The organism is Clostridium sp. AM54-37XD (genome assembly GCF_003478225.1).
GTDB lineage: Bacteria > Bacillota > Clostridia > Lachnospirales > Lachnospiraceae > Coprococcus > Coprococcus ammoniilyticus.
The window spans coordinates 111,258-136,546 of sequence record NZ_QUEV01000008.1; the positions used below are offsets into that span (position 1 = coordinate 111,258).

The window sequence follows — 25,289 nt, forward strand, 5'->3', positions numbered from 1 at the left end:
AATAACTAAAATAAGAGTATTTACTGGATGAAGAACAGACGGATCATAAGAAAAACAAAATACTGCCTTTTATGGGCCGGATTGTCGATACTGATCTGGTTCGCAAATTGTGACGCAACATATCGGATGGAATTGGTAAACCGGATGGTGAACTGGCTGTTTTTTGGAAATGGATACGAAACACAGACCGAAAATATGGAAACCGTGTCGGCATCCGGGAAATATCTGGAGGATATGCTGCAGGAATATTGTCTGGCAGGAGAACTGGTACAGGGAAGCGGACAGAAGGATCAGACTGTGTCGGCGGGACAGATGACGGATGAAAAAGGAACGGACAATCTGCCGGCGCAGACTGTGATCGCACTGGATCACCGGGCGAAAGCCATAGTTGCCGCCATGTCAGACAAATATGGATATATGCGGGAGAAACTGACGGATTATGATTATATGAGATCAAATTTTTATGTTATAGACAGTACAACAAGTGTATCCAGAGAAGAATTAAATGGACAGGATCTTGCTTCCATGGATCTGACGATCGATACAGAAGAAAAGAATTATAAGGTACTGATCTACCATACACACGGAACGGAGAGCTTTAAAGATTCCGAGCCGGGAAGGGTTGAGGATACCGTAATCGGACTTGGAGACTATCTGACTGAGCTTCTTGAAGAAAATTACGGGGTAGCAGTCTATCATGATACAACGGCCTATGATATGACAGGTGGAGAGTTAGATCGAAGTGCTGCTTATGATTATGCAAGAGAAGGGGTCCAGAAGATCCTTGCGGAGTATCCGTCCATTGAGGTCGTGATCGATCTTCACAGGGATGGGGTATCCGAAGATACATATCTGATCACGGAAATAGATGGCAAAAAAACAGCACAGGTCATGTTCTTAAACGGAGTGAGCCGTCTTAATAAGAATGGTGATATCGCATATCTTGCCAATCCGTACAAAACAGAGAATCTTGCATTCAGTCTGCAGATGTATCTGACAGCGCAGGCCAATTATGATTCCTTTGTAAGAAAGATATTTGTTAAGGGTTACCGGTATAATCTGGATCTGAAACCACGGTCGTTGTTAGTAGAAGTCGGAAGTCAGACGAACACAGTAGAAGAAGCAAAAAATGCCATGGAGCCGCTGGCTGCAATTCTCTACAAAGTATTGAGCGGAAAGTGAGATTGTGTTATGATAATGAACACGAAATTATTTGCCTGCAGGAATGCATGCTTAAAATAAAAAAGAGAAAAGAAATTCAGATACCGGAGGAAAACAGGATGGCTCATATAGATCAGTCAAAGATACGAAATTTTTGCATTATAGCGCATATCGATCATGGTAAATCGACACTTGCGGACAGAATTATAGAAAAGACAGGATTATTGACTGAACGTGAGATGCAGAATCAGGTGCTTGATAATATGGATCTGGAGCGGGAGCGTGGAATCACGATCAAGGCACAGTGCGTCCGTACGATCTATAAAGCACAGGATGGAGAGGAATATATCTTCAATCTGATCGATACTCCGGGACATGTGGATTTTAATTATGAAGTATCAAGAAGTCTGGCTGCCTGTGAGGGCGCGATCCTGGTTGTGGATGCTGCACAGGGAATCGAGGCACAGACACTTGCAAATGTATATCTTGCGATCGATCACGATCTGGATGTTATGCCGGTTATCAATAAGATCGATCTTCCTTCGGCAGAGCCGGAGCGTGTGGTAAATGAAATTGAAGATGTGATCGGAATTGAAGCACAGGATGCTCCAAGGATATCGGCAAAGAACGGAATCAATATCGATCAGGTCTTAGAGCAGATCGTTACGAAGATACCGGCACCGGCAGGAGATCCGGAAAAGCCGCTTCAGGCGCTTATATTTGATAGTATTTATGATTCTTATAAAGGTGTTATCATATTCTGCCGTTTATTCGACGGTGTGGTAAAACGTGGAACATCCATTCGGATGATGGCAACCGGAGCAGTTGCAGAGGTAGTGGAAGTAGGAATCTTCGGGGCTGGCAGATTCGTTCCATGTGATGAGTTATCCGCAGGAATGGTAGGTTATATTACTGCCAGCTTAAAGAATGTCAGAGATACCACGGTCGGTGATACCGTTACAGATAACGACAATCCGTGTGCAGAGGCTCTTCCGGGATATAAGAAGGCACAGCCTATGGTCTATTGCGGACTTTATCCGGCAGATGGAGCCAAATATCCGGATCTTCGTGATGCATTAGAGAAGCTGCAGTTAAATGATGCGTCCTTAAGCTTTGAGCCGGAGACATCGATCGCACTTGGTTTCGGTTTCCGTTGCGGTTTCCTTGGACTTCTCCATTTGGAGATCATACAGGAGCGGTTGGAGCGAGAGTTTAATCTGGATCTGGTTACGACTGCACCGGGCGTTGTTTACCGTGTGCATACAACGGATGGCAAGATGATCGAACTGACGAATCCGTCCAATCTGCCGGATCCATCGAATATCGAATATATGGAAGAACCATTTGTATCCGCAGAGATCATGGTCACTACAGAATATGTGGGTGCGATCATGCAGCTTTGTCAGGAACGACGTGGCGTATATCAGGGAATGGAATATATGGAAGAAACCAGAGCACTGCTTCGATATGACCTTCCGTTAAATGAGATCATTTATGATTTCTTTGATGCTTTAAAATCAAGATCCAGAGGATATGCATCCTTTGATTATGAGATGAAGGGCTATGTACGAAGTGAGCTGGTGAAGCTGGATATTCTGATCAATAAAGAAGAGGTCGATGCGTTATCTTTCATTCTTCATCAGGACACTGCTTATGAACGCGGAAGAAAGATGTGTGAGAAATTAAAGCAGGAGATTCCAAGACATTTATTTGAGATTCCGATCCAGGCTGCAATCGGCAATAAGGTCATTGCCAGAGAGACAGTAAGAGCAGTCAGAAAGGATGTCCTTGCAAAATGTTACGGTGGAGATATCTCCCGTAAGAAGAAGCTTCTGGAGAAACAGAAGGAAGGAAAGAAACGTATGCGTCAGATCGGAAATGTAGAGATCCCGCAGCAGGCGTTTATGAGCGTATTAAAACTTGATGAGGAATAAATATAAAATAATTGCAGGTTATATCGGGACACTTAGAATGAAATAAATCAAATGTGATTTTGATATAAGAAGAAAGCAAATTACAGAAAAATGAGAAGGCAGGAAAAACACATGAGAAAAAATCTGAGTATTTATATACATATTCCGTTTTGCGTTAAGAAGTGTGTATATTGTGATTTCCTGTCTTTTGGTGCGGATGATCCGCAGATCAACCGGAGTGGGGCAGTCAGAAAAGCATATGTCCAGAGTGTTTGCAGAGAATTATTGAGCTATAAAAGTATATCAAAGGACTATATTGTAAGAACGATATTTATAGGCGGAGGCACTCCGTCTATACTTTTGCCGGGCGAGATCATGAATATTCTGGCAACGCTTCGAAGCATCTTTAAGGTAGATGAAGCAGCAGAGATCACGATAGAGGTGAATCCGGGAACCCTGACCGCGATCAAGGCGGCAGAATATCTGGATGCAGGGATCAACCGTATGAGTATCGGACTGCAGTCTGCACACAATGATGAGCTTGCCATGCTTGGCAGGATCCATACATATGAGCAGTTCCTAGCTTCCTATCAGATGGCACGGGAGGCGGGCTTTCGGAATATCAACATTGATCTGATCTCTGCCATTCCTGGACAGACACTTCATTCCTATCTGGATACACTGGAACGGGTATTGAAGTGCAGACCGGAGCATATCTCCTCCTACAGTCTGATTGTGGAAGATGGTACGCCGCTCGCAGAGGATACGGAGCTTCTTGCAAAGCTCCCGGATGAGGAGGCTGACCGCGAAATGTATGAGGCAACCAGAAAGGTGCTTGAGATGTCAGGGTATAAGCGGTATGAGATTTCCAATTATGCTAAGCCCGGATATGAATGCCGGCATAATATTGTATACTGGACGATGGATGAATACATCGGACTTGGTATCGGCGCGGCTTCTTTTTTTAATGGAAGAAGATACTCAAATACATTGGATATGAAGCAGTATATCCGGACGATGGAGGATGTATTTGATAAACGGTCGGCCGATGAGATTTATCAGAGTCAGGCACTGGATACGATCCGTCATATTGATGAAACGGTTGATGTTGATACCCTGATGGAGGAATATGTGATCTTTGGACTGCGGATGACAAGAGGGATCAGTGCGGCAGATTTCTATGACCGGTTTGGACATTCCTTATATGATGTCTATGGGGATGTTATAAGAAGTTATGTGGCGAGCGGACATATGAAGGATGAGAAAGGAATGGTCTTTCTAACGAGAAAGGGAATCGATGTAAGCAACAGGATCCTTGTAGATTTTCTGCATGATGAAAACAAATGAGAGACGAAGGACAGGTTCGGATATGAAAAAAGAGACAGATGGGCAGCGAGAGACTGTCATAGAAGGGAAGGAACTGAATTATACCTATCCTGGAATGAAAACTCCGGTATGGGAGAAGAATCTGACATTTACGATCGATAAAGGAGAAATCGTCGGGTTGGCAGGGCAAAATGGAAGCGGGAAGAGCACGTTGCTCCGGCTACTGGCAGGATTTATTCCATGGGAAATCAACAGGTGTTCGGGGCAGATGATTACCGGAATATCAGAACGGAATATGGCATGTGTGATCGACAGACCTTCTTTCTTTTCCGATCTTTCTGTGCGGGATAATCTGAGACTGATGGATCGTATGAATGGAGAAAAAGGGCTTATGGATGAGAAGCTGGCAGAACTTCTGGGAATCCATGAATTTGATCGGATCAAAGCATCTAAGCTGTCACTAGGTAATAAACAGAAGCTGGCGCTGTGTCTTGCAATTCATAGGGAAACAAAGCTGGCACTACTGGATGAACCTTTAAACGGATTGGATCCATTTACCAAAGCTTCCGTTCTTTCCTGTCTGAGAAAATGGAGAAAGCAGGGGATGGCTGTTATCCTTACCAGCCATATACCAGGGGATCTGGAACAGATCTGTGACCGGATATTGTATCTTTAAAACAAAAGAAATTCGATTCGGATATCAATACAGAAGAAACCATCAGAGAAACAGAAGGCAACTTTGGTTATTTCTTAATTAACAGGAGCAGGCAACAGTATGAATATTTACGGAGCAGAAGTATTTCGGTATAGCAAAAGCTTTTATGGCAGGATGATCATGATCCTGGTAGTGCCATTTGCATGCCTTACAGCAGCATTTCTTTATTATATAAGTAATGGGATAAGCAGTGACTTTCTGGCGGCGGCAGGCTTCTCAGAACAGACGGTCGCAGCGATCAAAGGTCAGATGAGCGGAATTGCTTATATTGCCTCTTCCTTTTCTGCATCCGAACTTCTGATCCTTCTTATGATGTTTCCGGTTATCCTTCATATATCTGAAGATTATGAACAGAATACATTGCGCTGTGAATTACAGAGAAGCAAGAGCAGAACAGCCTGTTATATTGCAAGAATGCTGGCAGCAGTTACTTATGCCTGGGGCATTTTATTGGAATATATTTTGATTTCCGGGGTGATAGCTGCTTTATTTTTCAGAAGCTCCCATGAAATGTCAGTAGCTTCCCGGACTGGAAAAACAGTGCTTGCGATCGTGCTGCAGTTTATAGTGACCGGAGCGTGTGTGATGTTTGTATTTATGCTGACATCCCTGATCCGTCATTCCGTCTTGTCTATGACAACGATAGTCCTGCTGGTATTCTTATTTACACCGGGATATCGTGTTCTTGTGGATCTGTTTGAGCTTCCGTCCGGAGTAAAACAGATCTGGATCATAGAACTTTTGAGTACCACAAGTGATCTTGCATTTAACAGAACAGATGTATTGATCATGCTGGTGGTCGGTCTTTTATATGCTGTGATTTCTACAAGTCTCGGCGTTCATTTTTTCAAAGTTCAAAAGTTATAAATTTTCTTGATTTTTTTCAAAATAAATGTTGACAAACAAGGGAGTGGGTGTTAGATTAATTTTAGTGGTTAGCACTCGGAGTATTTGAGTGCTAACAAAACGAAAGGGATGAGCAGATGGAACTTGACGAGAGAAAAGTCAAAATTCTGAAAGCTATCGTTTCCAATTATTTAGAGACCGGAGAACCTGTAGGATCGCGGACGATTTCAAAGTATACAGATTTGAATCTGAGTTCAGCGACGATCAGGAATGAGATGTCTGATCTGGAGGACATGGGTTATATATGTCAGCCACATACATCTGCGGGAAGAATTCCAACGGACAAAGGATATCGGTTCTACGTTGACAGCCTTATGAATGAGAAGATAGAGGCTGAGACAGAGAAGGGAAATCTTCTTGAACGAGTTGATAAGATGGAGAAGATGCTGAAGCAGGTTGCCCGGGTATTAGCGGCAAATACGAATTATGCCACACTGGTTACCACACCTCAGTATAATAATACCGTGAAGTTTATACAGCTTTCCAAGGTTGCTGAGTCAAAGCTTCTTGCGGTGATCATGGTGGATGGAAATATCGTAAAGAATAAGCTGATCGATACCACGTACGATCTGAAGAATGACGAGATTTTAAAATTCAATATTTTATTAAACACATTCCTTCAGGGAGCTGCATTAGAAGATATTAATCTGGAACTGATACAGACGATGAAGACACAGGCAGGTGAGTATGCAGATATTTTAGAAACCATATTCCAGGGGATTATGGAAGCCATTCATGAAGCAGATGATCTGAAGGTTTACACAAGCGGAATGACCAACATGTTAAAGTATCCGGAATTAATGGATTCTGCGACAGCAGAGAAGCTGCTTGGAACTTTTGAAGACATAGAAGACAAAGAAGACTTTGTAAAATATGTAGAAGAAGTTATCAATAAAGATAACTCTGATATAGAGATCCGAATCGGTGATGAAAATTCCAGTGAGGATCTGAAAGATTGCTCCCTTGTAACGGCAACTTATAAGATGCCGGAAGGCGCAAAAGGAACTATAGGTATCATCGGTCCGAAACGTATGGACTATAAGAAAGTCGTTACGATGTTAAAAAATCTGACCGATGAATTGGATGATATATTTAATAATAACGAATAGGGGGTCCGATAATGGCAGACACCAAGAAAGATACTAAGAAAGTAAAGACAGATGAAAAGGCAGCAGAAACAATTGTAGATGAAGTTACAGCAGAGTCAGCAGATACTGCAGAAACAACAACTACAGATGTGAATGTTACAGAAACCGTGGATGTCCCTGAAGAGCAGGCGGAAGCAGCAAAACCGAAGCCGGTTGCAAAAGAGAACAGACGTGGCAGTAAGGCTTTAAGAGAAGAAAATGATAAATTGAAAGAACGCTGTCAGGATGCAGAAGACAAATATAAACGTCTTCTTGCAGAGTGCGAGAATATCCGCCAGAGAAATGAAAAGGAGTCATCCAAAATGTATGATTTCGGAGCGAAGGATGTTCTTGGAAAATTACTTCCGGTAGTTGACAACTTTGAAAGAGCGATTGCAGCAATTCCGGAAGAGGATAAAGACAGACCGTTTGAAGCAGGAGTTGATAAAATCTACAAATCACTCATGACTTCACTGGAATCCATCGGTGTTACCCCGATGAACTGCGAGGGTGAACAGTTTGATCCGGCGTTCCACAATGCAGTAATGCATGTAGAGGATGAGAATTACGGAGAGAACGTGATCGTCGAAGAGATGCAGCGTGGTTACATGTATAAGGATCAGGTATTACGATTCAGCATGGTAAAGGTTGCAAACTAATAGTCAAATGACTATAGCATATAAATTTTATTAAATTAAGAAAACAGAATTTTATTTAGGAGGAATATAATCATGGGTAAGATAATTGGTATTGACTTAGGTACAACAAATTCATGTGTAGCAGTAATGGAAGGTGGTAAGCCTGTTGTTATTGCGAATACAGAAGGTATGAGAACTACACCATCTGTAGTAGGTTTCTTAAAGACAGGAGAGAGAGTAGTAGGTGAGCCTGCAAAACGTCAGGCAGTTACAAATGCAGATAAGACAATTTCATCCATCAAGCGTCATATGGGTACAGATTACAGAGTAGAGATCGATGGTAAGAAGTATTCACCGGAAGAGATTTCAGCTATGATTCTTCAGAAACTGAAATCCGATGCAGAAGGATATCTCGGTGAGAAGGTTACAGAGGCCGTTATCACAGTACCTGCTTACTTCTCAGATGCACAGAGACAGGCAACAAAGGATGCCGGTAAGATTGCAGGACTTGATGTAAAGCGTATCATCAACGAGCCTACAGCAGCAGCTCTTTCTTATGGTCTTGATAATGAGCAGGAGCAGAAGATCATGGTATATGACTTAGGTGGTGGTACATTTGATGTATCTATCATAGAGATTGGTGAAGGTGTCATTGAAGTATTAGCAACAGCCGGTGATAATAAGCTTGGTGGTGATGACTTTGATAATGCTGTTACACAGTATATGTTAGATGAGTTCAAGAAGGCAGAAGGTATTGATCTTTCAAGCGATAAGATGGCTATGCAGAGATTAAAGGAAGCAGCAGAGAAGGCAAAGAAAGAGCTTTCATCCGCTATGACAACAAACATCAACCTTCCTTTCATTACAGCAAATCAGGATGGACCAAAGCATTTTGATATGAACCTGACAAGAGCAAAATTTGATGAGTTAACAGCAGATCTGGTTGACAGAACAAAGGTACCTGTTCAGACAGCACTGGAAGATGCAGGACTTACTGCAGCAGATCTTGATAAGGTATTATTAGTTGGTGGTTCTACACGTATCATCGCCGTACAGGAAGAAGTTAAGAGATTAACAGGTAAAGAGCCGTTCAAGGGTATCAACCCTGATGAGTGTGTTGCAATCGGTGCATCTATCCAGGGCGGTAAGCTTGCAGGTGATGCCGGTGCCGGTGAGATTCTTCTTCTTGATGTTACACCACTTACACTTTCTATCGAAACAATGGGTGGTATCGCAACACATCTGATCGAGAGAAACACTACAATTCCTACAAAGAAGAGCCAGATTTTCTCAACAGCACAGGATAATCAGGATGCCGTTGATATCAACGTAGTACAGGGTGAAAGACAGTTTGCAAAAGATAATAAGAGTCTTGGACGTTTCAGACTGGATGGTATCGCTCCTGCAAGAAGAGGCGTTCCTCAGATCGAAGTATCATTCGATATCGATGCGAATGGTATCGTAAATGTATCTGCTAAGGATCTCGGAACAGGAAGAGAACAGCACATTACAATTACTTCCGGTACATCACTTTCAGATGATGATATCGAGAGAGCAGTAAAAGAAGCTGCAGAATACGAAGCACAGGATAAGAAACGTAAGGAAGGCATTGAAGCAAGAAATGAAGCAGATGCACTTGCATTCCAGACAGAAAAAGCACTGAATGAAGTCGGAGATAAGCTTTCAGATGCAGATAAGTCTGCCGTACAGGCTGACTTAGACTCATTAAAGTCAACAATTGAAAGCACGGATGCAGAGAATATGACAGATCTTGATGTGGATAAGATCAAGGCGGCTAAGGATAAGCTTATGGAAAGTGCTCAGAATCTGTTCGCTAAGCTTTATGAGCAGAATGGTCCCGGAGCAAATGCAGGAACAGGTACAGGTACACCGGACTTTTCAGAGGGTGATGTAGTAGATGGAGATTTCACAGAGGTTTAAGCCTTGAAATAATATGAAATGTAGTCTATAGTAAATATCTGACAGTAAAACAGGAAAATTGTTTCCTGTTTTACTGTGGATATGAAAGTATATCGCAGATGAAAGGTTAAAAGTTATGGCAGAAACAAAAACTGATTACTATGAGGTCCTTGGTGTAACCAAGAATGCCTCAGAGGCAGAGATAAAAAAAGCATATCGTGTCGTAGCCAAGAAATATCATCCTGATATGAACCCGGGCGATGCGGAAGCTGAAAGAAAATTTAAAGAAGCAGCGGAAGCTTATGCAGTACTTAGTGACCCGGAGAAGCGAGCAAAATATGATCAGTATGGTCATGCGGCATTTGATCCAAATGCCGGCGGCAGTGGCTTTGGTGGCTTCGGCGGCTTTGATTTTGCTGATATGGGAGATATTTTCGGAGATATTTTCGGAGATATGTTCGGTGGTGGAAGCAGACAGAGAAATTCAAACGGACCTGTAAAGGGTGCTAACATCAAGACAACGATCAGAGTTGCTTTTGAGGAAGCAATATTTGGTACACAGAAAGAACTGGATCTTCCATTAAAGGATGAATGTGAAGTATGTAAGGGAACCGGTTCACAGCCGGGACATCAGCCGGAGGTTTGTGGCAAATGCGGCGGAAAAGGTCAGATCGTTACAACACAGCAGTCCTTGTTTGGCGTAGTAAGAAATGTATCGACTTGTCCGGACTGTGGCGGATCCGGTAAGATCATTAGATATAAATGTAGCAACTGTGCGGGAACCGGTTATGTAAAGAGCAGAAAGAAGATTCAGATCGCTGTTCCGCCTGGAGTAGATAACGGAACCAATATCCGTATCAAAGGAAAAGGTGAACCTGGATTTAATGGTGGTGAAAGAGGAGATCTTCATGTTACGATCCTTGTTGATCGTCATCCGAAGTTCCAGAGACAGGAATACAATCTTTACTCCTCCGAACCGATCTCATTCACACAGGCAGCACTGGGTGGAAATATTAAGATCCATACGATTGAGGGAGAGATTGATTACACGATTCCGCCAGGAACACAGACCGATACCAAGGTTAAGCTGAAGGGAAAAGGTGTGCCAAACCTGAAGAATCCTACTCAGCGTGGTGATCATTATGTAACACTGGTTGTACAGGTTCCTGAGAAGCTGACTGCAGAACAGAAGCGTATTTTGAATGAATACGAGCAGGCAACATTGGTTGAGACCAGACCTGCAACAGATTCGGTAGGAACATCATTCTCGTTTGGAGATCACAAAAAAAGAAAGAAGAAATAGGTAAATAGATTATGAAATGGACACAAATCACGATTGAAACAACGTGTGAGGCTGTCGATTTACTCAGCGCCTTCCTCGATGAGGAAGGCGTTTTGGGTATAGAAGTCGATGACAATGTGCCTCTGACAGATGAAGAAATGGCAGCGATGTTTGTAGATCTTCTGCCGGATGAGATGCCGACGGATGACGGAACAGCAAAGGTTTCCTGCTATCTGGATGATTCCTTTGACAAGGAAGAGATAAAAACAAAGATCAAAAACGAACTGGAACGGTTGTCAGAATTTATTCCGGTTGGAGCCTGTAATATCATAGAATCCGAGACGGAAGATGTGGACTGGATGAATAACTGGAAAGCATATTTTAAACCGTTTCGTCTGTATGATAATATCGTTATCAAACCAACCTGGGAGGATGCACCTTCTGACGTAACAGATGATGATATTGTGATCGATATTGATCCGGGTGCAGCATTTGGAACCGGTTCCCATGAGACAACCAGATTATGTATTGGACAGTTGAAGAAATATATGAAAGAAGGAGATCTGGTTCTTGACTGTGGAAGCGGAAGCGGGATTCTTTCCTTTGTATGCAGTAATCTTGGCGCAAAAGAGGTTCTTGGAATTGATATAGATGAAACTGCGGTTCATGTCAGCATCGAGAACAGGGAGATCAACCATATTACTGAAGATCAGGTTCAGTTCCTCTGTGGCAATGTGCTCGCAGATAAAGAACTTGTCCAGTCGATTGAGCCGAAATATGATATCGTAGTTGCGAATATTCTTGCAGATGTAATCATCCCACTTTCCGGTGTTGTACAGCAGTTTATGAAGGATGATGCGAAGTTTATCTGTTCCGGAATTATCAATACAAAAGAAGATGAGGTCAGACAGGCACTTCTTGACAATCACTTCAGAATAGTGGATACTGTCTCTATGAAAGACTGGATCAGTTTTGTAGCTGAGAAGGATAATTAGTCATAAAGAGACAGGATTGGGAAGATGAATCGTTTTTTTGTAGATTTTGATGGACGGGAATTTGATAAGAGCATTGATATTACCGGTGAGGATGTCAATCATATTAAGAATGTTCTTCGTTTAAAAGTAAATGATGAGATCATAATAAGTGATGGCAGGGGTAGAGATTACCGCTGCCAGATTTCAGTTATGGATCATGAAAAAGTGGTTGCAGATATTCTGGATGTATGTGATAATTTTGCAGAACTTGAAACAGGGATTACGTTGTTTCAGGGATTTCCAAAGGCAGATAAAATGGAATGGATCATCCAGAAGACGGTAGAACTTGGTGTGACCAGGATCGTACCGGTTATGACGAAACGGACGGTTGTCAAGCTGGATGCGAAGAAAGCAGGAAAGAAGACGGAACGTTATCAGGCAATCGCACTTGCGGCGGCGAAGCAGTCGGGCAGAGGCATAATCCCGGAGGTGACGGCTCCCGTAACATGGAAAGAGGCTCTTGCTATGGCAAAGGAGCTTGATATGAATATGATCCCATATGAGGAAGCAGAAGGAGTCGCATATTCGAAAGAGGTCTTTGCATCGATCAAAGGAAAGAAAAGTCTTGGTATATTTATAGGTCCGGAAGGTGGATTTGCCAGAGAAGAAGTCGAGACAGCGGTAGCTATGGGTGCGAAGATGGTCACACTTGGACACAGAATTTTGCGTACAGAGACGGCAGGAATGGCGGTTATGTCGATCATAATGTTTGAACTGGAAGAGGATAGATAGAGATGGAAGCATATTTTGATAATGCAGCAACAACAAAGGTATTTCCGGAAGTGAAAGATCTGGTAGTAAAATTAATGGAAGAAGATTATGGAAATCCTTCTTCCTTGCATCAGAAAGGTCTGGATGCAGGACACTATATCAAGGAGACGAAAGAGATTCTTGCAAAAGAATGGAAGGTAGACAGCAAAGAGATCGTGCTGACTTCCGGTGGAACGGAATCTAATAATCTTGCGTTGATCGGAGCGGCACTTGCGAATAAAAGAAGTGGTAACCGGATTATAACTTCTAAGGTGGAACATGCATCCGTATCAAGTACGATGGCATTTTTGGAGAGTCTTGGATTTGAAGTTGTATATCTGAATGTAGATCACCAGGGAATCGTGGATCTGGAACAATTAGAACAGGAAGTGAACGAGGATACGATCCTTGTATCTGTTATGTATGTAAATAATGAGATTGGTGCAGTAGAGCCGATTCAGGAGATTGCAGAGATTATCAAAGAAAAGAATCCAAAGACACTCTTTCATGTGGATGCGATTCAGGCATTTGGCAAATATCACATTTACCCGAAACGGATGGGTATCGATCTGATGTCTGTAAGTGGTCATAAGATACATGGACCAAAAGGAACGGGAGCATTGTTTATCAAGAACCGTACGAAGGTGAAGCCAATCATATACGGCGGCGGACAGCAGGATGGAATGCGGTCAGGTACAGAAAATGTTCCGGGATTTGCAGGATTTGGACTGGCAACAAAGATAGTTTATGAAGATCTGGAAGCCAGAATTGTTCGTATGCGGGCGGTAAAAGACCGTTTGACCGAACGGCTAAAGGCACTTCCGGATGTATATATCAATGAAGGGGAAGCACCACATATCCTAAGTGTATCATTTGTTGGTGTTCGAAGCGAAGTGATGCTGCATGCATTAGAAGAACGGGAAATCTATGTTTCTTCCGGATCGGCATGTTCGTCGAATAAACCGGCAGTCAGCCATGTATTGTCTTCGATCGGTTTGCAGAAGAATCGGTTGGAATCCACGATCCGTTTCAGTTTTTCGGCAGAGAACACAGTGGAACAGGCAGACTATGCAGCAGATGTGATAGAGGAGATCCTGCCGGTTTATAGAAAATATGTCAGAAAAAAGTAGTATCAAACGAATGGAAAGTTTGTTTATAATAGTAAAAAACAGGTGAAGAATAAATAAACAGGATGAAAATTGGAGGTTGAGAGAAGTATATGCAGTATAAGGCATTTATGATCAAATATGCTGAGATCGGTACAAAAGGAAAAAACCGGTATATATTTGAAGATATCCTTGTAAAAAACATTAATCGTAAGATCAAAAATTATGGTGATTTTTATATCCGCAAGGAACAGGGAAGGATCTTTATTGAAGCAAAATCAGACTATGATTATGAAGATGTAGTGAATGCACTGACCAAGGTATTCGGTATCGTTGGAATCTGCCCGATCGTGGTAGAGGAGGATACATCGTTTGAAGCGATCAAAGGAAAGGTGATCGCATATGTGGATCAGGCATATCGTAAGAAGAACTTTACCTTTAAAGTAAATACAAGAAGAAATGATAAAAGCTATCCTATGACCTCAATGGAGGTAAATGCGGAGCTTGGTCATTATCTGTTAGAGGCATTTCCGGATACTTCCGTTGATGTTCATGAACCGGATGAGATCATAAATGTAGAGATCCGGAAGACGGTATATATTTATTCGATCACGATTCCAGGCCCAGGAGGACTTCCGGTTGGTACAAATGGCAAGGGAATGGCATTATTATCCGGTGGAATTGACAGCCCGGTTGCAACTTATATGATCGCAAAACGTGGAGTTCAGATGGAAGCGGTATATTTCCATGCACCGCCATTTACCAGTGAACGTGCCAAAGAAAAGGTAATTGATCTGGCATGTCTGGTTGCGGATTATGCAGGTGCGATCAAGCTGCATGTTGTAAACTTTGCAGATGTTCAGATGGCAATCTATGATAACTGTCCGCACGAGGAACTTACGATCATTATGAAGCGTTATATGATCAAGATAGCAGAAGAGCTGGCAAAGAGAAATGACTGTCAGTGTACGGTGACGGGAGAAAGTATCGGGCAGGTATCCAGCCAGACGGTATTCAGTCTTGCTGTTATCAATGATGTCAGTACTTTGCCGGTATTCCGTCCATGTATCGGACTGGATAAGCAGGAGATCGTTGACATATCAGAGAAAATCGGAACCTATGAGACTTCGATCCTTCCTTATGAGGACTGCTGTACAACATTTGTAGCAAAGCACCCGGTAACAAAACCGATATTATCTGCGATCGAGAAATCGGAAGCAAAGCTTGCCGGTATTATCGAACCGTTATATGAAAAAGCGTTAGAGTCTGTAGAAACTGTAATGTGCAGATCACAGAGATAAGATGAAAAAAGCTTGCCACTACAAAGGCGGCAAGCTTTTTTATGCAGAATGACTGTCGGAACGGGCATTCTGTATGTATGCAAATAGTCGGTTATGATTATTCAACAACGTAAGGCTTGATTGCTGCAAGAATATCAGCAAGATCCTTGTCATCAGCGTGAATGTTTAATTCAATTGGCTTTGAAATATCAAGGCTGAATATACCCATAATTGATTTTGCATCAATAACATAACGTCCTGAGATGAGGTCGAACTCTGCGTCGAATTTTGCAATTTCATTGCAGAATGCTTTTACCTTATCGATTGAATTTAAAGAAACCATTAATGCTTTCATGATTGCCCTCCTAAAAGTTAGATTATCCGGAGTCATAATGACCGCGGATGTTTATATATTTATAATATCTTTTGGAGAGGGAAAAGTCAATAATAAGAAAGGAAAAATAAGGAATGCTGAAGGGAAAAACAGTAGCCCCTCTGACACTGGGCTGCAAGGTAAATCAATACGAGACAGATGGTATGATCGAACTCTTAAAAGAGGCTGGTATGACGGCTGTTTCCTTCGAAGAAAAAGCAGATGTGTATCTGATAAATACATGCTCTGTTACCAATATGGCAGATAAAAAGTCCAGACAGATGATACACAGAGCCAAGAAGCTGAATCCGGATGCGGTTGTAATAGCAGCGGGCTGTTATGTGCAGGCGGCAAAAGATAAGCTGATGGAAGATGACAGGATATCTATTATCATCGGAAATAATAAAAAGAAGGACATTGTGCAGATCCTTGAAGACTATCTGGAGATCGGAGTGACGGACGAAGGCATGCTCGATATTGCGGCAGAAAAGGAATATGAACCGCTTACGATCAACAGTACCTTAGAACATACACGGGCATATGTGAAGATTCAGGATGGATGTAACCAGTTCTGCTCTTATTGTATTATTCCGTACGTTAGAGGAAGAATCCGGAGCCGGGAGCTTGCATCGATTACAGAAGAAGTAGAACGTCTGGCACAGACCGGAGTAAAAGAGATTGTTCTGACAGGTATCCATATCTCATCTTATGGCAATGATAAGGAAAATGAGGTAGGACTCGCAGATGTAATTGACGCAATCTCAAAAATTGAATCAATTGAACGGATCCGTCTTGGTTCTCTGGAACCGGGTATCATTACAGATACATTTATAGATCGTATTGTGGATAATAAAAAGGTATGTCCGCATTTCCATTTAAGCCTGCAAAGTGGCTGCAATACAGTATTGAAACGGATGAACCGGAAATATACTTGTGAAGAATACTTTGAAAAATGTGAGATGCTTCGTAAGGCATTTGACCGCCCGGCTTTGACAACAGATGTGATCGTAGGCTTTCCAGGAGAAACAGATGAAGAATTTCAGGAAACGGTTGACTACCTGACGAAACTTAATCTGTATGAAATGCATATATTTAAATTTTCACCGAGACAGGGAACGGTTGCAGCCGGTATGAGGGATCAGATCGGACCGGAGATCAAGAATCAGAGGAGCGATGTGCTGCTGGCATTATCTGAAAAGAACAAACATGCATATGAAGCTTCTTTTCGGGGAGAAACTCTGGAGGTTCTGATTGAAGAAAAAGTCCGGAGAAATGGAAAAGACGGATACCGTGGACATACAGAACGCTATATAGATATTTTTGTAGAGGAAGAATGTATGCACAGGATTTGTGGACGAGAAGTGGATATCATCAATCATATAGTGCAGATTCCATATGGCATGGAATAGACAGCCGGTGTGGGAAAATTATGCATGAATTGCGTGGAACATATACAAATATGCGGCTTTAGGTTGAATTTTGCGTGATTTTATATTATTATAGGGTAAGATTTTTTTGCAAAGATGCCGATGGCACTTGATAAAAGTAAGGATGTGAGTATATGAATAATAGAGAAAATACACAACATATTGCACAACTGAAAGATAATACAATAGATGTAACACAGATCATTGGACAGGTTTATGAGGCTTTGACAGAAAAAGGATATAATCCGGTCAGCCAGCTTGTTGGTTATATTATGAGTGGAGATCCTACATATATCACCAGCTATAAGAATGCAAGAAGTCTGATTATGAAGGCAGAACGGGATGAGATCATTGAAGTTCTGTTTGAAGATTACATCAAGAATAATCTGATCAAGTAGATGAAGAGTGCATCAGAATAATCGAATCAGGTAGAGAGAAGAACAGGATAAGAGTATGCGGATAATTGGATTGGACTACGGAACAAAGACAGTAGGAGTTGCGGTCAGTGATGCGCTGATGATCACGGCACAGCCACTTGAAACAATAGAAAGAAAATCAGCAAACAAGCTCGACAGACACTTGCGAGAATAGAGAGTATCATTGAAGAATATCAGGCGGAACGGATCGTTCTCGGATATCCGAAGAATATGAATAATACGATTGGAGAACGGGCAGAAGCGACCGAACAGTTTAAAGAAGATCTGGAACGCAGGACAGGCCTGGAAGTGATCCTGTGGGATGAAAGACTCTCTACGGTAGAAGCAGAACGGATTTTAATGGATACCGGAGTCAGAAGAGAAAACCGGAAGCAGTATGTGGACAAGATGGCTGCTGCGGTTATTTTGCAGAATTATCTTGATAGTCAGGCTCATGAAGGGCAGACAGAATAGTCGAAAGGATTAAACAGAATGGAAAACGACAGCATAGTATTTACAGATGAAGATGGCAATGAGGTTGCTTTTTCTGTTATGGAGCAGACAACTCTTGGCGGAGTGAATTACCTGCTTGTTACAGAAGATGGAGACGATGAGGATGATGGTTCTTTCCTGATCCTGAAGGAGAATGCTTCAGACAGTGAAGGTGAGATGGCAGCGTTTGATATCGTTGAAGATGACAAAGAATTAGAAGCAGTTATGAAGATATTTGAAGAACTGCTAGAGGACGTAGATTTGGAGGTATAGAACATTGAAAAAATTGAATAGTGATGCAGTAAAGATCATTCCATTGGGCGGATTGGAACAGATTGGAATGAACATTACTGCAATAGAGTATGAGGACTCTATTATAGTCATTGACTGCGGTCTGGCATTCCCTGAGGACGATATGTTAGGAATCGATCTTGTAATACCGGATGTCACTTACCTTAAGGAAAACGCGGACAAAGTCAAAGGACTTGTGGTTACCCATGGTCATGAGGATCATATCGGAGCCATTCCTTACATTGAGAAAGAACTCAATATGCCGATTTACGCAACAAAGCTTACGATGGGACTGATCGAGAATAAACTGAAAGAACATAATCTGATGAACAACACCAGACGTAAGGTTGTAAAATATGGACAGAATATCATTCTTGGAAAATTCCGGATAGAATTTATTAAGACGAACCATTCGATTGCTGATTCCGCAGCATTGGCGATCTATACGCCGGCAGGACTGCTTGTCCATACCGGAGATTTCAAGATTGATTATACACCGGTATTTGGAGACATGATCGACCTCCAACGTTTTGCGGAACTTGGAAAAAAAGGCGTTCTGGCACTGATGGCAGATTCCACAAATGCAGAACGTGAGGGCTTTACAAAGTCAGAAAAGACAGTAGGAAGAACCTTTGATAATCTGTTCAATGATAATCAGAATCATCGTATTATCATTGCTACATTTGCATCGAATGTAGATCGTGTGCAGCAGATTATCAATTCGGCATATAAATATGGCAGAAAAGTAATCATCGAAGGAAGAAGTATGGTGAATATCATCAGTACAGCTTCTGAACTCGGATATATTGATATACCGGACAACACGCTGATCGATATCAGCCAGATCAAGAATTATCCGGATGAGAAGCTGGTTCTGATCACGACAGGAAGCCAAGGTGAAAACATGGCTGCCTTATCAAGGATCGCAGCATCGATCCATAATAAGATCTCTATCATGCCGGGAGATGTGGTCATATTCAGTTCGCACCCGATCCCTGGTAATGAAAAAGCGGTATTCAAGGTGATCAATGAGCTGGAAATGAAAGGTGCTCATGTAATTTTTGAAGATACACATGTATCCGGACATGCATGCAGAGAGGAATTGAAGCTGATCTATGCACTCACAAAACCAAAATATGCGATACCAGTACATGGTGAGTACAGACATCTGAAGCGCCATGCAGAGCTGGCACAGGAGATGGGTATTCCAAAAGAGAATATCAAGATCCTGACAACAGGAGATGTTCTGGAAGTCAGTGAGGATAAACTGGAAGTAACCGGAAAAGTTCCTGCACAGGGAGTCTTTGTTGACGGACTTGGAGTTGGAGATGTTGGAAATATCGTTTTAAGAGACAGACAGCTTCTGTCGCAGAATGGTCTTCTGATCATCGTAGTGACACTCGATAAATACAGCAATAACCTGATTGCAGGACCGGATATCGTTTCCCGTGGATTTGTATATGTCAGAGAATCGGAAACATTGATGGAAGACTGCCGTGCCGTAGTAGAAGAAGCACTGGAGAAATGCCTGCGGAAGAATATTACCGACTGGGGCAAGATCAAGACAACCATCAAGGATTCCTTAAGTGAATTCCTTTGGAAGCGGACGAAGAGAAGCCCGATGATCCTTCCGATCATTACCGAAGTATAAATTGTCCTGAAAAATAGTGTCCATGCACAGATGCAGGTTAAGAAGAAAAGAGGAAACAGACATGAGTGATGTTGTTGAACTCAGCAAAAAACTGAATGAAACGATAAAGGAGTCAGAATTCTACAGAAATTATCTGACCTGCCGTGAACGGCTGTATGAACATCCGGATCTTCTCCGGGGACTGAATGAATTCAAGAAAAGAAATTCAGAGATCCAGAACCGTGGCTCTGTGGATAATCCATACGATGAGGTGGTTGCACTGTTTGAGGAGTATGACGCAATCGTTCACGACACGATCGTGAATGATTTCCTTCGGGCAGAACGAAAGCTGTGCAGGATGTTGAAAACGATGTATGATGAGATTGCAGATGGTCTGGATGTTGACATAAAGCAGTAGGATATGATAAAACAGTTACGAGAAGTGTCTGGATGGACACCGTAAGATAAGGAGAACAGATATGGCTATAGATAGTGCTGTAACAATGAAACGGATATTGCGGTTTGCGATAGGCTTACTGGTAAATGTATTTATCCTGTTTATACTTGTGAAAGTGTTTGCGTTTGGCTTTAGCTTTGCCTATGATGTATTTGCCAGCAATAACTGTAAGGATAAATCTGATACAAAGGTAGTCACAGTCACAGTTCTGCCGGATTCTTCGATCAAGGATGTATGCGAGACTCTGGATGATGCCGGAGTTGTAAAAAATGCATACGCACTGATGGTACGTATCCGAATCGGATCTTATGCAGCAAAGATAAAACCTGGAACATATGAGATCGCACCAAGTTATACAAATGATGAGATCATAACGATCATAACAGGTGGAACTCTGGATAGTGACAGTAAGAAAAGTGGAGATAATAAATGATAACAGATGAGAGAATTGCATCCTTCATAAATTCATTCAACAATGACTATGATGATGCAATAACTGCTATCAGAAAAGAAGCAGAAGAGCAGGGGGTTCCTATCATACGAAGAGAGGCCGGAGAATTTATCAGGCTTCTTCTGAGAATGAAGAAACCGGTAAATATACTGGAGATAGGAACTGCGGTAGGCTTTTCTGCTATTTTTATGAGCAGGTTTATTGCAGAGGGTGGACATATCACAACAATTGAAAACTATCAGCCGAGAATTGATCAGGCAAAAGAGAATATAAAGCTGGCAGGTGCAGAAAAGAAGATCACTCTGTTAGAGGGAGATGCAAATGAGATCCTGCCGACATTGTCGGATCAATATGATCTGGTCTTTATGGATGCTGCAAAAGGTCAGTATGGAAGCTTTTTCCAGAAGGTGGTTCCTTTGCTTGCGCCGGAAGGAGTCCTGCTATGTGATAATGTGCTGCAGGATGGAGATGTACTGGAATCGCGGTTTGCAGTAACCAGAAGAAACCGGACAATTCATGCCAGAATGCGGGAATATCTGTATGAATTAAAGCATGATGAACGGCTGGATACAGCCATCCTGAATATAGGAGATGGAATGAGCCTATCGGTGAAAAAAACGGCTGATAAAAAGGATCATTGAAAAAGTAGTGGATCAATGAAAAAACAAGAAGATATTAACAGGCGGATGGCAACAGACTAAAAGGTGATGCCATCTGTACGGAAAGAAAAGAAGAGGGTTTTGAAAGATATGGCAGAACGTAAAGTGGAACTGCTTGTTCCGGCAGGTAGTCTTGAGGTATTAAAGGTTGCAGTAGATTATGGTGCGGATGCGGTCTATATTGGCGGACAGGCATATGGACTTCGTGCAAAAGCAGATAATTTTTCGATTGAAGAAATGAAAAAGGCTGTGAAATATGCGCATGCAAAGAATGCAAAGGTATATGTGACAGCAAATATATTTGCACATAATTATGATATTGAAGGAATGAAGGCATATTTTGAGCAGTTGAAGGATACCGGTGTCGATGCGGTTCTGGTATCAGATCCGGGTATTTTTATGCTGGCAAAGGAAACTATGCCTGATATGGAACTTCATATCAGCACCCAGGCAAATAACACGAATTACCTGACGTATAACTTCTGGTATAATATGGGGGCAAAACGAGTGGTCACAGCCAGAGAGCTGTCACTTGTGGAGATTAAACAGATCAGAGAACATATTCCGGAGGATATGGAGATTGAGTCCTTTATGCATGGAGCAATGTGCATTTCCTATTCCGGACGCTGCCTGCTCAGCAGTTATTTTACAGGAAGAGATGCAAATCGTGGAGCATGTACACATCCATGTAGATGGAAGTATCACATTGTAGAAGAAACAAGACCGGGCGAGTACATGCCGGTCAATGAAGATGACAGGGGTACTTATATTTTTAATTCCAAAGATCTTTGTATGATTGAGCATATTCCGGAAATGATCGATGCCGGAATTGACAGCTTTAAGATTGAGGGAAGAATGAAAACGGCACTATATGTTGCAACGGTAGCAAGAACCTATCGTAAAGCAATTGATGACTATATGGAATCTCCGGAGCTGTACCGGTCAAATATGGAATATTATAAATCAGAAATTGCAAAATGCACATACCGTCAGTTTACAACCGGATTTTATTTTGGAAAAACAGATCAGGATTCTCAGATCTATGATAATAACACATATATTAAAAACTGTACTTATATAGGCAATGTACAGGAGGTTACAGAGGACGGACTGGTTGCATTTGAACAGAAAAACAAATTCTCGGTCGGAGAAGAGATAGAATGTATGAACTTTGATGGAACCAATACGGTCTGCCGGGTTGAGGAGATCTACAATGACCGGATGGAACCGATGGAATCAGCACCGCATCCCAAGATGCAGTTGTATGTAAAGCTGGACCGCCCGGTATCAGCGGGAATGATACTCAGACGGCAGGAGCTTTCGGAATAGGTCAGGCTTCAAGCTGCCTGCGGATCTTCTGTAATGCCCGTTTTTCGATCCTGGAGACATAGGAACGGGAAATCCCCATCTGGCTGGCAATCTCTTTCTGTGTGCGTGGAGGGTGACCGTATAGACCATAACGACGGATGATAAGGCTGGCTTCCTGCTCGGACAGACAGTGCTTCAGACAGTATGGAAGACGGTTTATGTGGTAAGTATGCACCATAGAATCCAGAATGGTTGCTTCATCCTGACTGATGATGTCGATCAGATTGATCTCATTTCCTTCTTTGTCGGTACCGATCGGTTCAAACAGGGAGACTTCGCGGGCGTATTTTCTGGAGTGACGGAGCATCATGAGCAGCTCGTTGTCGATACACCTGGAAGCGTATGTGACCAGACGGTTGCCTTTGGCATGGTCGTAGGAATCGATCGCCTTGATAAGGCCGATGGTTCCGACAGAGAGCAGATCATCATTGTCGGCGGTTCCAATGTATTTTTTTGCAATATGGGCGACCAGACGCATATTGGATTCAATCAGAATCCGGCGTGCATCGGCATCCCCTGCCCTGCATAATTTCAGATAATATTCTTCCTGATCCGGTAAAAGGGGTTTTTTAAATGCCTGCATAGAAAATAGACCCCTAGCGATTTGTATATATTTTATGATTAAAATGTGGAAAAAGTGCATATCCCAAAAAATAAAATTGGTAAAATGCGAAAAAAATTAAAAAAAATTGACTAAATTCTGTTCAAAATGTTTAATTTTTTATTAGATTGTGCTATACTCTGTAAGTGATGCTTGTATATTTCAGAAATGTAGGAGGGACAGACCGGTATGCGATTAGGAATGGGTCGTAAAAAGATTAGAATAGGTGATATTCTCGTAGCGGCAGGAGCTATTACAGAAGAACAGTTACAGGAGGCTCTGGCATATCAGAAAGAGAATGGCGGAAAACTCGGAAATGTTCTTGTTGATCTTGGTATGATCAGTAATGAGATTCTGATAACGCTTCTGACACAGCAGCTTGGCATTGATTACATAGAATTAAAGGGAGCAAAGATAGAAGAAAAGGTGCTTCATCTGGTTCCGGAGAATATGGTAGCAAAATATAAAGTTATTCCTATCGAGATCGATCCGGATAACCCGAATATTTTAAAGCTTGCCATGTCAGATCCGATGGATATCAATGCGATCGATGATATTGGGCTTGTAACCAATATGCAGGTGGAGCCTATGCTTGCAACAGAGGATCAGATCAATGATGCCATCGGCAAGTACTACGGAAGCTCCAAAGCAATGGAAGCGGCTGAGATGTATCGTCAGGAACAGGCGGATGCACTTGGCGGCGGAGATGAAGATGAAGTAAATGAAGATATAGATAATTCTCCTATCGTTCTGCTTGTAAAACAGATCATAGAAGGCGGAGTTCGACAGAGAGCGTCCGATATTCATATTGAGGCATTGGAAAGCAGTGTTCGTGTCCGTTACAGGATCGATGGTGCATTAAAACAGGTTATGTCCTATGACTTAAGTATTCTTGCGGGAATCACAGCCCGAATCAAGATCATCGGTGGTATGGATATTGCAGAAAAGAGAAAACCACAGGATGGTCGTATCACGATCTTTGTAGACCGCAGAGAGTTTGATGTCCGTGTATCTATCCTTCCGACTGTATATGGAGAGAAGACGGTTATGCGACTTACCTCCAAGGACGGACTTACAAAACCGAAGAGCGGACTTGGCCTGGATGAGGATGAGATCAAGGTATTTGATGGAATCCTGAGCAATCCACACGGAATCATCCTTGTAACAGGACCTACCGGTTCCGGTAAATCAACAACACTGTACACATCCTTAAGTGAACTGAACAAAGAGGATGTAAACATTATCACGGTAGAAGATCCTGTCGAGGCGAATATCAATGGTATTAACCAGGTACAGGTAAACAATAAAGCAGATATGACATTCGCAGCAGCCTTAAGATCCATTCTTCGTCAGGATCCGGATATCATAATGATCGGAGAAATTCGAGATGGTGAGACTGCTCAGATCGCGGTTCAGGCCGCTATCACAGGACACTTGGTTGTATCAACACTCCATACAAACTCAGCAGCAAGTACGATCACCCGTCTGGAAGATATGGGAATCGAACCTTATGTTGTAGGTGATGCGGTTGTAGGTGTTATTGCACAGCGACTTGTAAGAAGACTGTGCCCGACCTGCAAACAGCCTCGTCTCGTAGAAGATGAAGAGAGAATAGTACTCGGTGTGCCGGAGGATGAAGAAGATGTTATCATCTATGAGCCGTCGGGCTGTCCGTTGTGTAATGATACAGGCTATTCAGGACGAATCGGTGTATACGAGATGATGCCGGTATCCAAAGCGCTGCAGGCGGTTATCTCGACCGGAGCGACAGCGGATAAGATTGAAAAACAGGCACTTGCAGAAGGTATGCTTACTCTGAAGATGGGTGCTGCCAAACATGTGCTGAATGGAATCACCTCCATGTCAGAGATGAAGAAGATCGTATATACAACAGGTGATGAATATTAAAAGATCCGGTCTGGTGATAAACCGACATGGATGAAAAAGATTTTTAGCAGAGAAGAAT

At 42.3% G+C, this 25,289-nt stretch carries 24 protein-coding genes and 1 pseudogene; 23 read left to right on the plus strand and 2 right to left on the minus strand.

The features are described from left to right. Window positions 1-27 precede the first annotated feature (27 nt). From spoIIP to thiI, 13 genes are all read left to right on the plus strand, one after another. Window positions 28-1,182 (plus strand): stage II sporulation protein P, encoded by a 1,155-nt coding sequence (gene spoIIP, locus DXA07_RS09075; RefSeq protein WP_117807358.1) that lies wholly within the window; start codon window positions 28-30, stop codon window positions 1,180-1,182. 98 nt (window positions 1,183-1,280) lie between these two features. Next, a complete protein-coding gene (lepA, locus tag DXA07_RS09080) occupies window positions 1,281-3,095 on the plus strand; it encodes a translation elongation factor 4 (protein WP_008403015.1) in 1,815 nt (604 codons plus the stop codon). 111 nt (window positions 3,096-3,206) lie between these two features. Next, on the plus strand, window positions 3,207-4,421 hold the full coding sequence (hemW, locus tag DXA07_RS09085) for a radical SAM family heme chaperone HemW (RefSeq protein ID WP_117807359.1): 1,215 nt from the start codon (window positions 3,207-3,209) through the stop codon (window positions 4,419-4,421). A 22-nt stretch (window positions 4,422-4,443) separates the two neighbouring features. Continuing rightward, window positions 4,444-5,076, plus strand: coding sequence for an ABC transporter ATP-binding protein (locus DXA07_RS09090; RefSeq protein ID WP_118500599.1), 633 nt, complete (start codon window positions 4,444-4,446; stop codon window positions 5,074-5,076). 99 nt (window positions 5,077-5,175) lie between these two features. Continuing rightward, a complete protein-coding gene (locus DXA07_RS09095; RefSeq protein WP_118484339.1) occupies window positions 5,176-5,982 on the plus strand; it encodes a hypothetical protein in 807 nt (268 codons plus the stop codon). 116 nt (window positions 5,983-6,098) lie between these two features. After that, entirely contained in the window at window positions 6,099-7,130 is a 1,032-nt protein-coding gene (hrcA, locus tag DXA07_RS09100; protein WP_021943470.1) for a heat-inducible transcriptional repressor HrcA, read from the plus strand. Window positions 7,131-7,141: 11 nt separating this feature from the next. After that, window positions 7,142-7,807, plus strand: coding sequence for a nucleotide exchange factor GrpE (gene grpE / locus DXA07_RS09105; protein WP_021943469.1), 666 nt, complete (start codon window positions 7,142-7,144; stop codon window positions 7,805-7,807). Between the two features lie 72 nt (window positions 7,808-7,879). Next, the gene (gene dnaK, locus DXA07_RS09110) at window positions 7,880-9,727 is read left to right on the plus strand and encodes a molecular chaperone DnaK (RefSeq protein ID WP_117807362.1); all 1,848 of its coding nucleotides are present in this window, start codon (window positions 7,880-7,882) and stop codon (window positions 9,725-9,727) included. A gap of 115 nt (window positions 9,728-9,842) precedes the next feature. Beyond that, window positions 9,843-11,009 (plus strand): molecular chaperone DnaJ, encoded by a 1,167-nt coding sequence (dnaJ, locus tag DXA07_RS09115; protein ID WP_044946265.1) that lies wholly within the window; start codon window positions 9,843-9,845, stop codon window positions 11,007-11,009. 11 nt (window positions 11,010-11,020) lie between these two features. Beyond that, window positions 11,021-11,983, plus strand: a complete 963-nt coding sequence (gene prmA / locus DXA07_RS09120; RefSeq protein WP_117785458.1) for a 50S ribosomal protein L11 methyltransferase — start codon at window positions 11,021-11,023, stop codon at window positions 11,981-11,983. 24 nt (window positions 11,984-12,007) lie between these two features. After that, a complete protein-coding gene (locus DXA07_RS09125) occupies window positions 12,008-12,754 on the plus strand; it encodes a 16S rRNA (uracil(1498)-N(3))-methyltransferase (RefSeq protein WP_021943465.1) in 747 nt (248 codons plus the stop codon). Between the two features lie 2 nt (window positions 12,755-12,756). Further along, window positions 12,757-13,902, plus strand: a complete 1,146-nt coding sequence (locus tag DXA07_RS09130) for a cysteine desulfurase family protein (protein WP_118484341.1) — start codon at window positions 12,757-12,759, stop codon at window positions 13,900-13,902. Window positions 13,903-13,991: 89 nt separating this feature from the next. After that, complete coding sequence (gene thiI / locus DXA07_RS09135; protein ID WP_117807366.1) at window positions 13,992-15,179, plus strand: tRNA uracil 4-sulfurtransferase ThiI; 1,188 nt, start codon at window positions 13,992-13,994, stop codon at window positions 15,177-15,179. 97 nt (window positions 15,180-15,276) lie between these two features. Here the strand turns inward: thiI and DXA07_RS09140 are convergent, their stop codons facing one another. Then, window positions 15,277-15,513: an HPr family phosphocarrier protein gene (locus DXA07_RS09140; protein ID WP_021943462.1), complete on the minus strand. Its 237-nt coding sequence runs from the start codon at window positions 15,511-15,513 to the stop codon at window positions 15,277-15,279. 113 nt (window positions 15,514-15,626) lie between these two features. Between DXA07_RS09140 and mtaB the strand changes: the two genes are divergently transcribed. From mtaB to DXA07_RS09185, 9 genes and pseudogenes are all read left to right on the plus strand, one after another. Beyond that, the gene (gene mtaB / locus DXA07_RS09145) at window positions 15,627-16,940 is read left to right on the plus strand and encodes a tRNA (N(6)-L-threonylcarbamoyladenosine(37)-C(2))-methylthiotransferase MtaB (RefSeq protein ID WP_118484343.1); all 1,314 of its coding nucleotides are present in this window, start codon (window positions 15,627-15,629) and stop codon (window positions 16,938-16,940) included. A gap of 152 nt (window positions 16,941-17,092) precedes the next feature. Next, window positions 17,093-17,356, plus strand: coding sequence for an IreB family regulatory phosphoprotein (locus DXA07_RS09150; RefSeq protein ID WP_021943460.1), 264 nt, complete (start codon window positions 17,093-17,095; stop codon window positions 17,354-17,356). Window positions 17,357-17,411: 55 nt separating this feature from the next. Beyond that, window positions 17,412-17,848 (plus strand): annotated as a pseudogene (gene ruvX / locus DXA07_RS09155) (Holliday junction resolvase RuvX). Window positions 17,849-17,866: 18 nt separating this feature from the next. Further along, window positions 17,867-18,139 (plus strand): DUF1292 domain-containing protein, encoded by a 273-nt coding sequence (locus tag DXA07_RS09160; RefSeq protein WP_008403031.1) that lies wholly within the window; start codon window positions 17,867-17,869, stop codon window positions 18,137-18,139. Window positions 18,140-18,143: 4 nt separating this feature from the next. Further along, the gene (locus tag DXA07_RS09165; protein ID WP_021943458.1) at window positions 18,144-19,808 is read left to right on the plus strand and encodes a ribonuclease J; all 1,665 of its coding nucleotides are present in this window, start codon (window positions 18,144-18,146) and stop codon (window positions 19,806-19,808) included. 61 nt (window positions 19,809-19,869) lie between these two features. Beyond that, window positions 19,870-20,205: a YlbF family regulator gene (locus tag DXA07_RS09170; RefSeq protein WP_117785451.1), complete on the plus strand. Its 336-nt coding sequence runs from the start codon at window positions 19,870-19,872 to the stop codon at window positions 20,203-20,205. A 61-nt stretch (window positions 20,206-20,266) separates the two neighbouring features. After that, the gene (locus DXA07_RS09175; protein WP_118484345.1) at window positions 20,267-20,677 is read left to right on the plus strand and encodes an endolytic transglycosylase MltG; all 411 of its coding nucleotides are present in this window, start codon (window positions 20,267-20,269) and stop codon (window positions 20,675-20,677) included. Then, a complete protein-coding gene (locus DXA07_RS09180) occupies window positions 20,674-21,336 on the plus strand; it encodes an O-methyltransferase (protein WP_118484347.1) in 663 nt (220 codons plus the stop codon). The genes DXA07_RS09175 and DXA07_RS09180 overlap by 4 nt, the downstream gene beginning before the upstream one ends. A gap of 108 nt (window positions 21,337-21,444) precedes the next feature. Beyond that, complete coding sequence (locus tag DXA07_RS09185) at window positions 21,445-22,683, plus strand: U32 family peptidase (RefSeq protein WP_117785523.1); 1,239 nt, start codon at window positions 21,445-21,447, stop codon at window positions 22,681-22,683. Window position 22,684: 1 nt separating this feature from the next. Here the strand turns inward: DXA07_RS09185 and sigK are convergent, their stop codons facing one another. Further along, a complete protein-coding gene (sigK, locus tag DXA07_RS09190; RefSeq protein ID WP_117807369.1) occupies window positions 22,685-23,365 on the minus strand; it encodes an RNA polymerase sporulation sigma factor SigK in 681 nt (226 codons plus the stop codon). A gap of 147 nt (window positions 23,366-23,512) precedes the next feature. Here sigK and DXA07_RS09195 point away from each other — a divergent pair, with 147 nt between their 5' ends. After that, window positions 23,513-25,231, plus strand: coding sequence for an ATPase, T2SS/T4P/T4SS family (locus tag DXA07_RS09195; protein WP_117785448.1), 1,719 nt, complete (start codon window positions 23,513-23,515; stop codon window positions 25,229-25,231). Window positions 25,232-25,289: the final 58 nt, after the last annotated feature.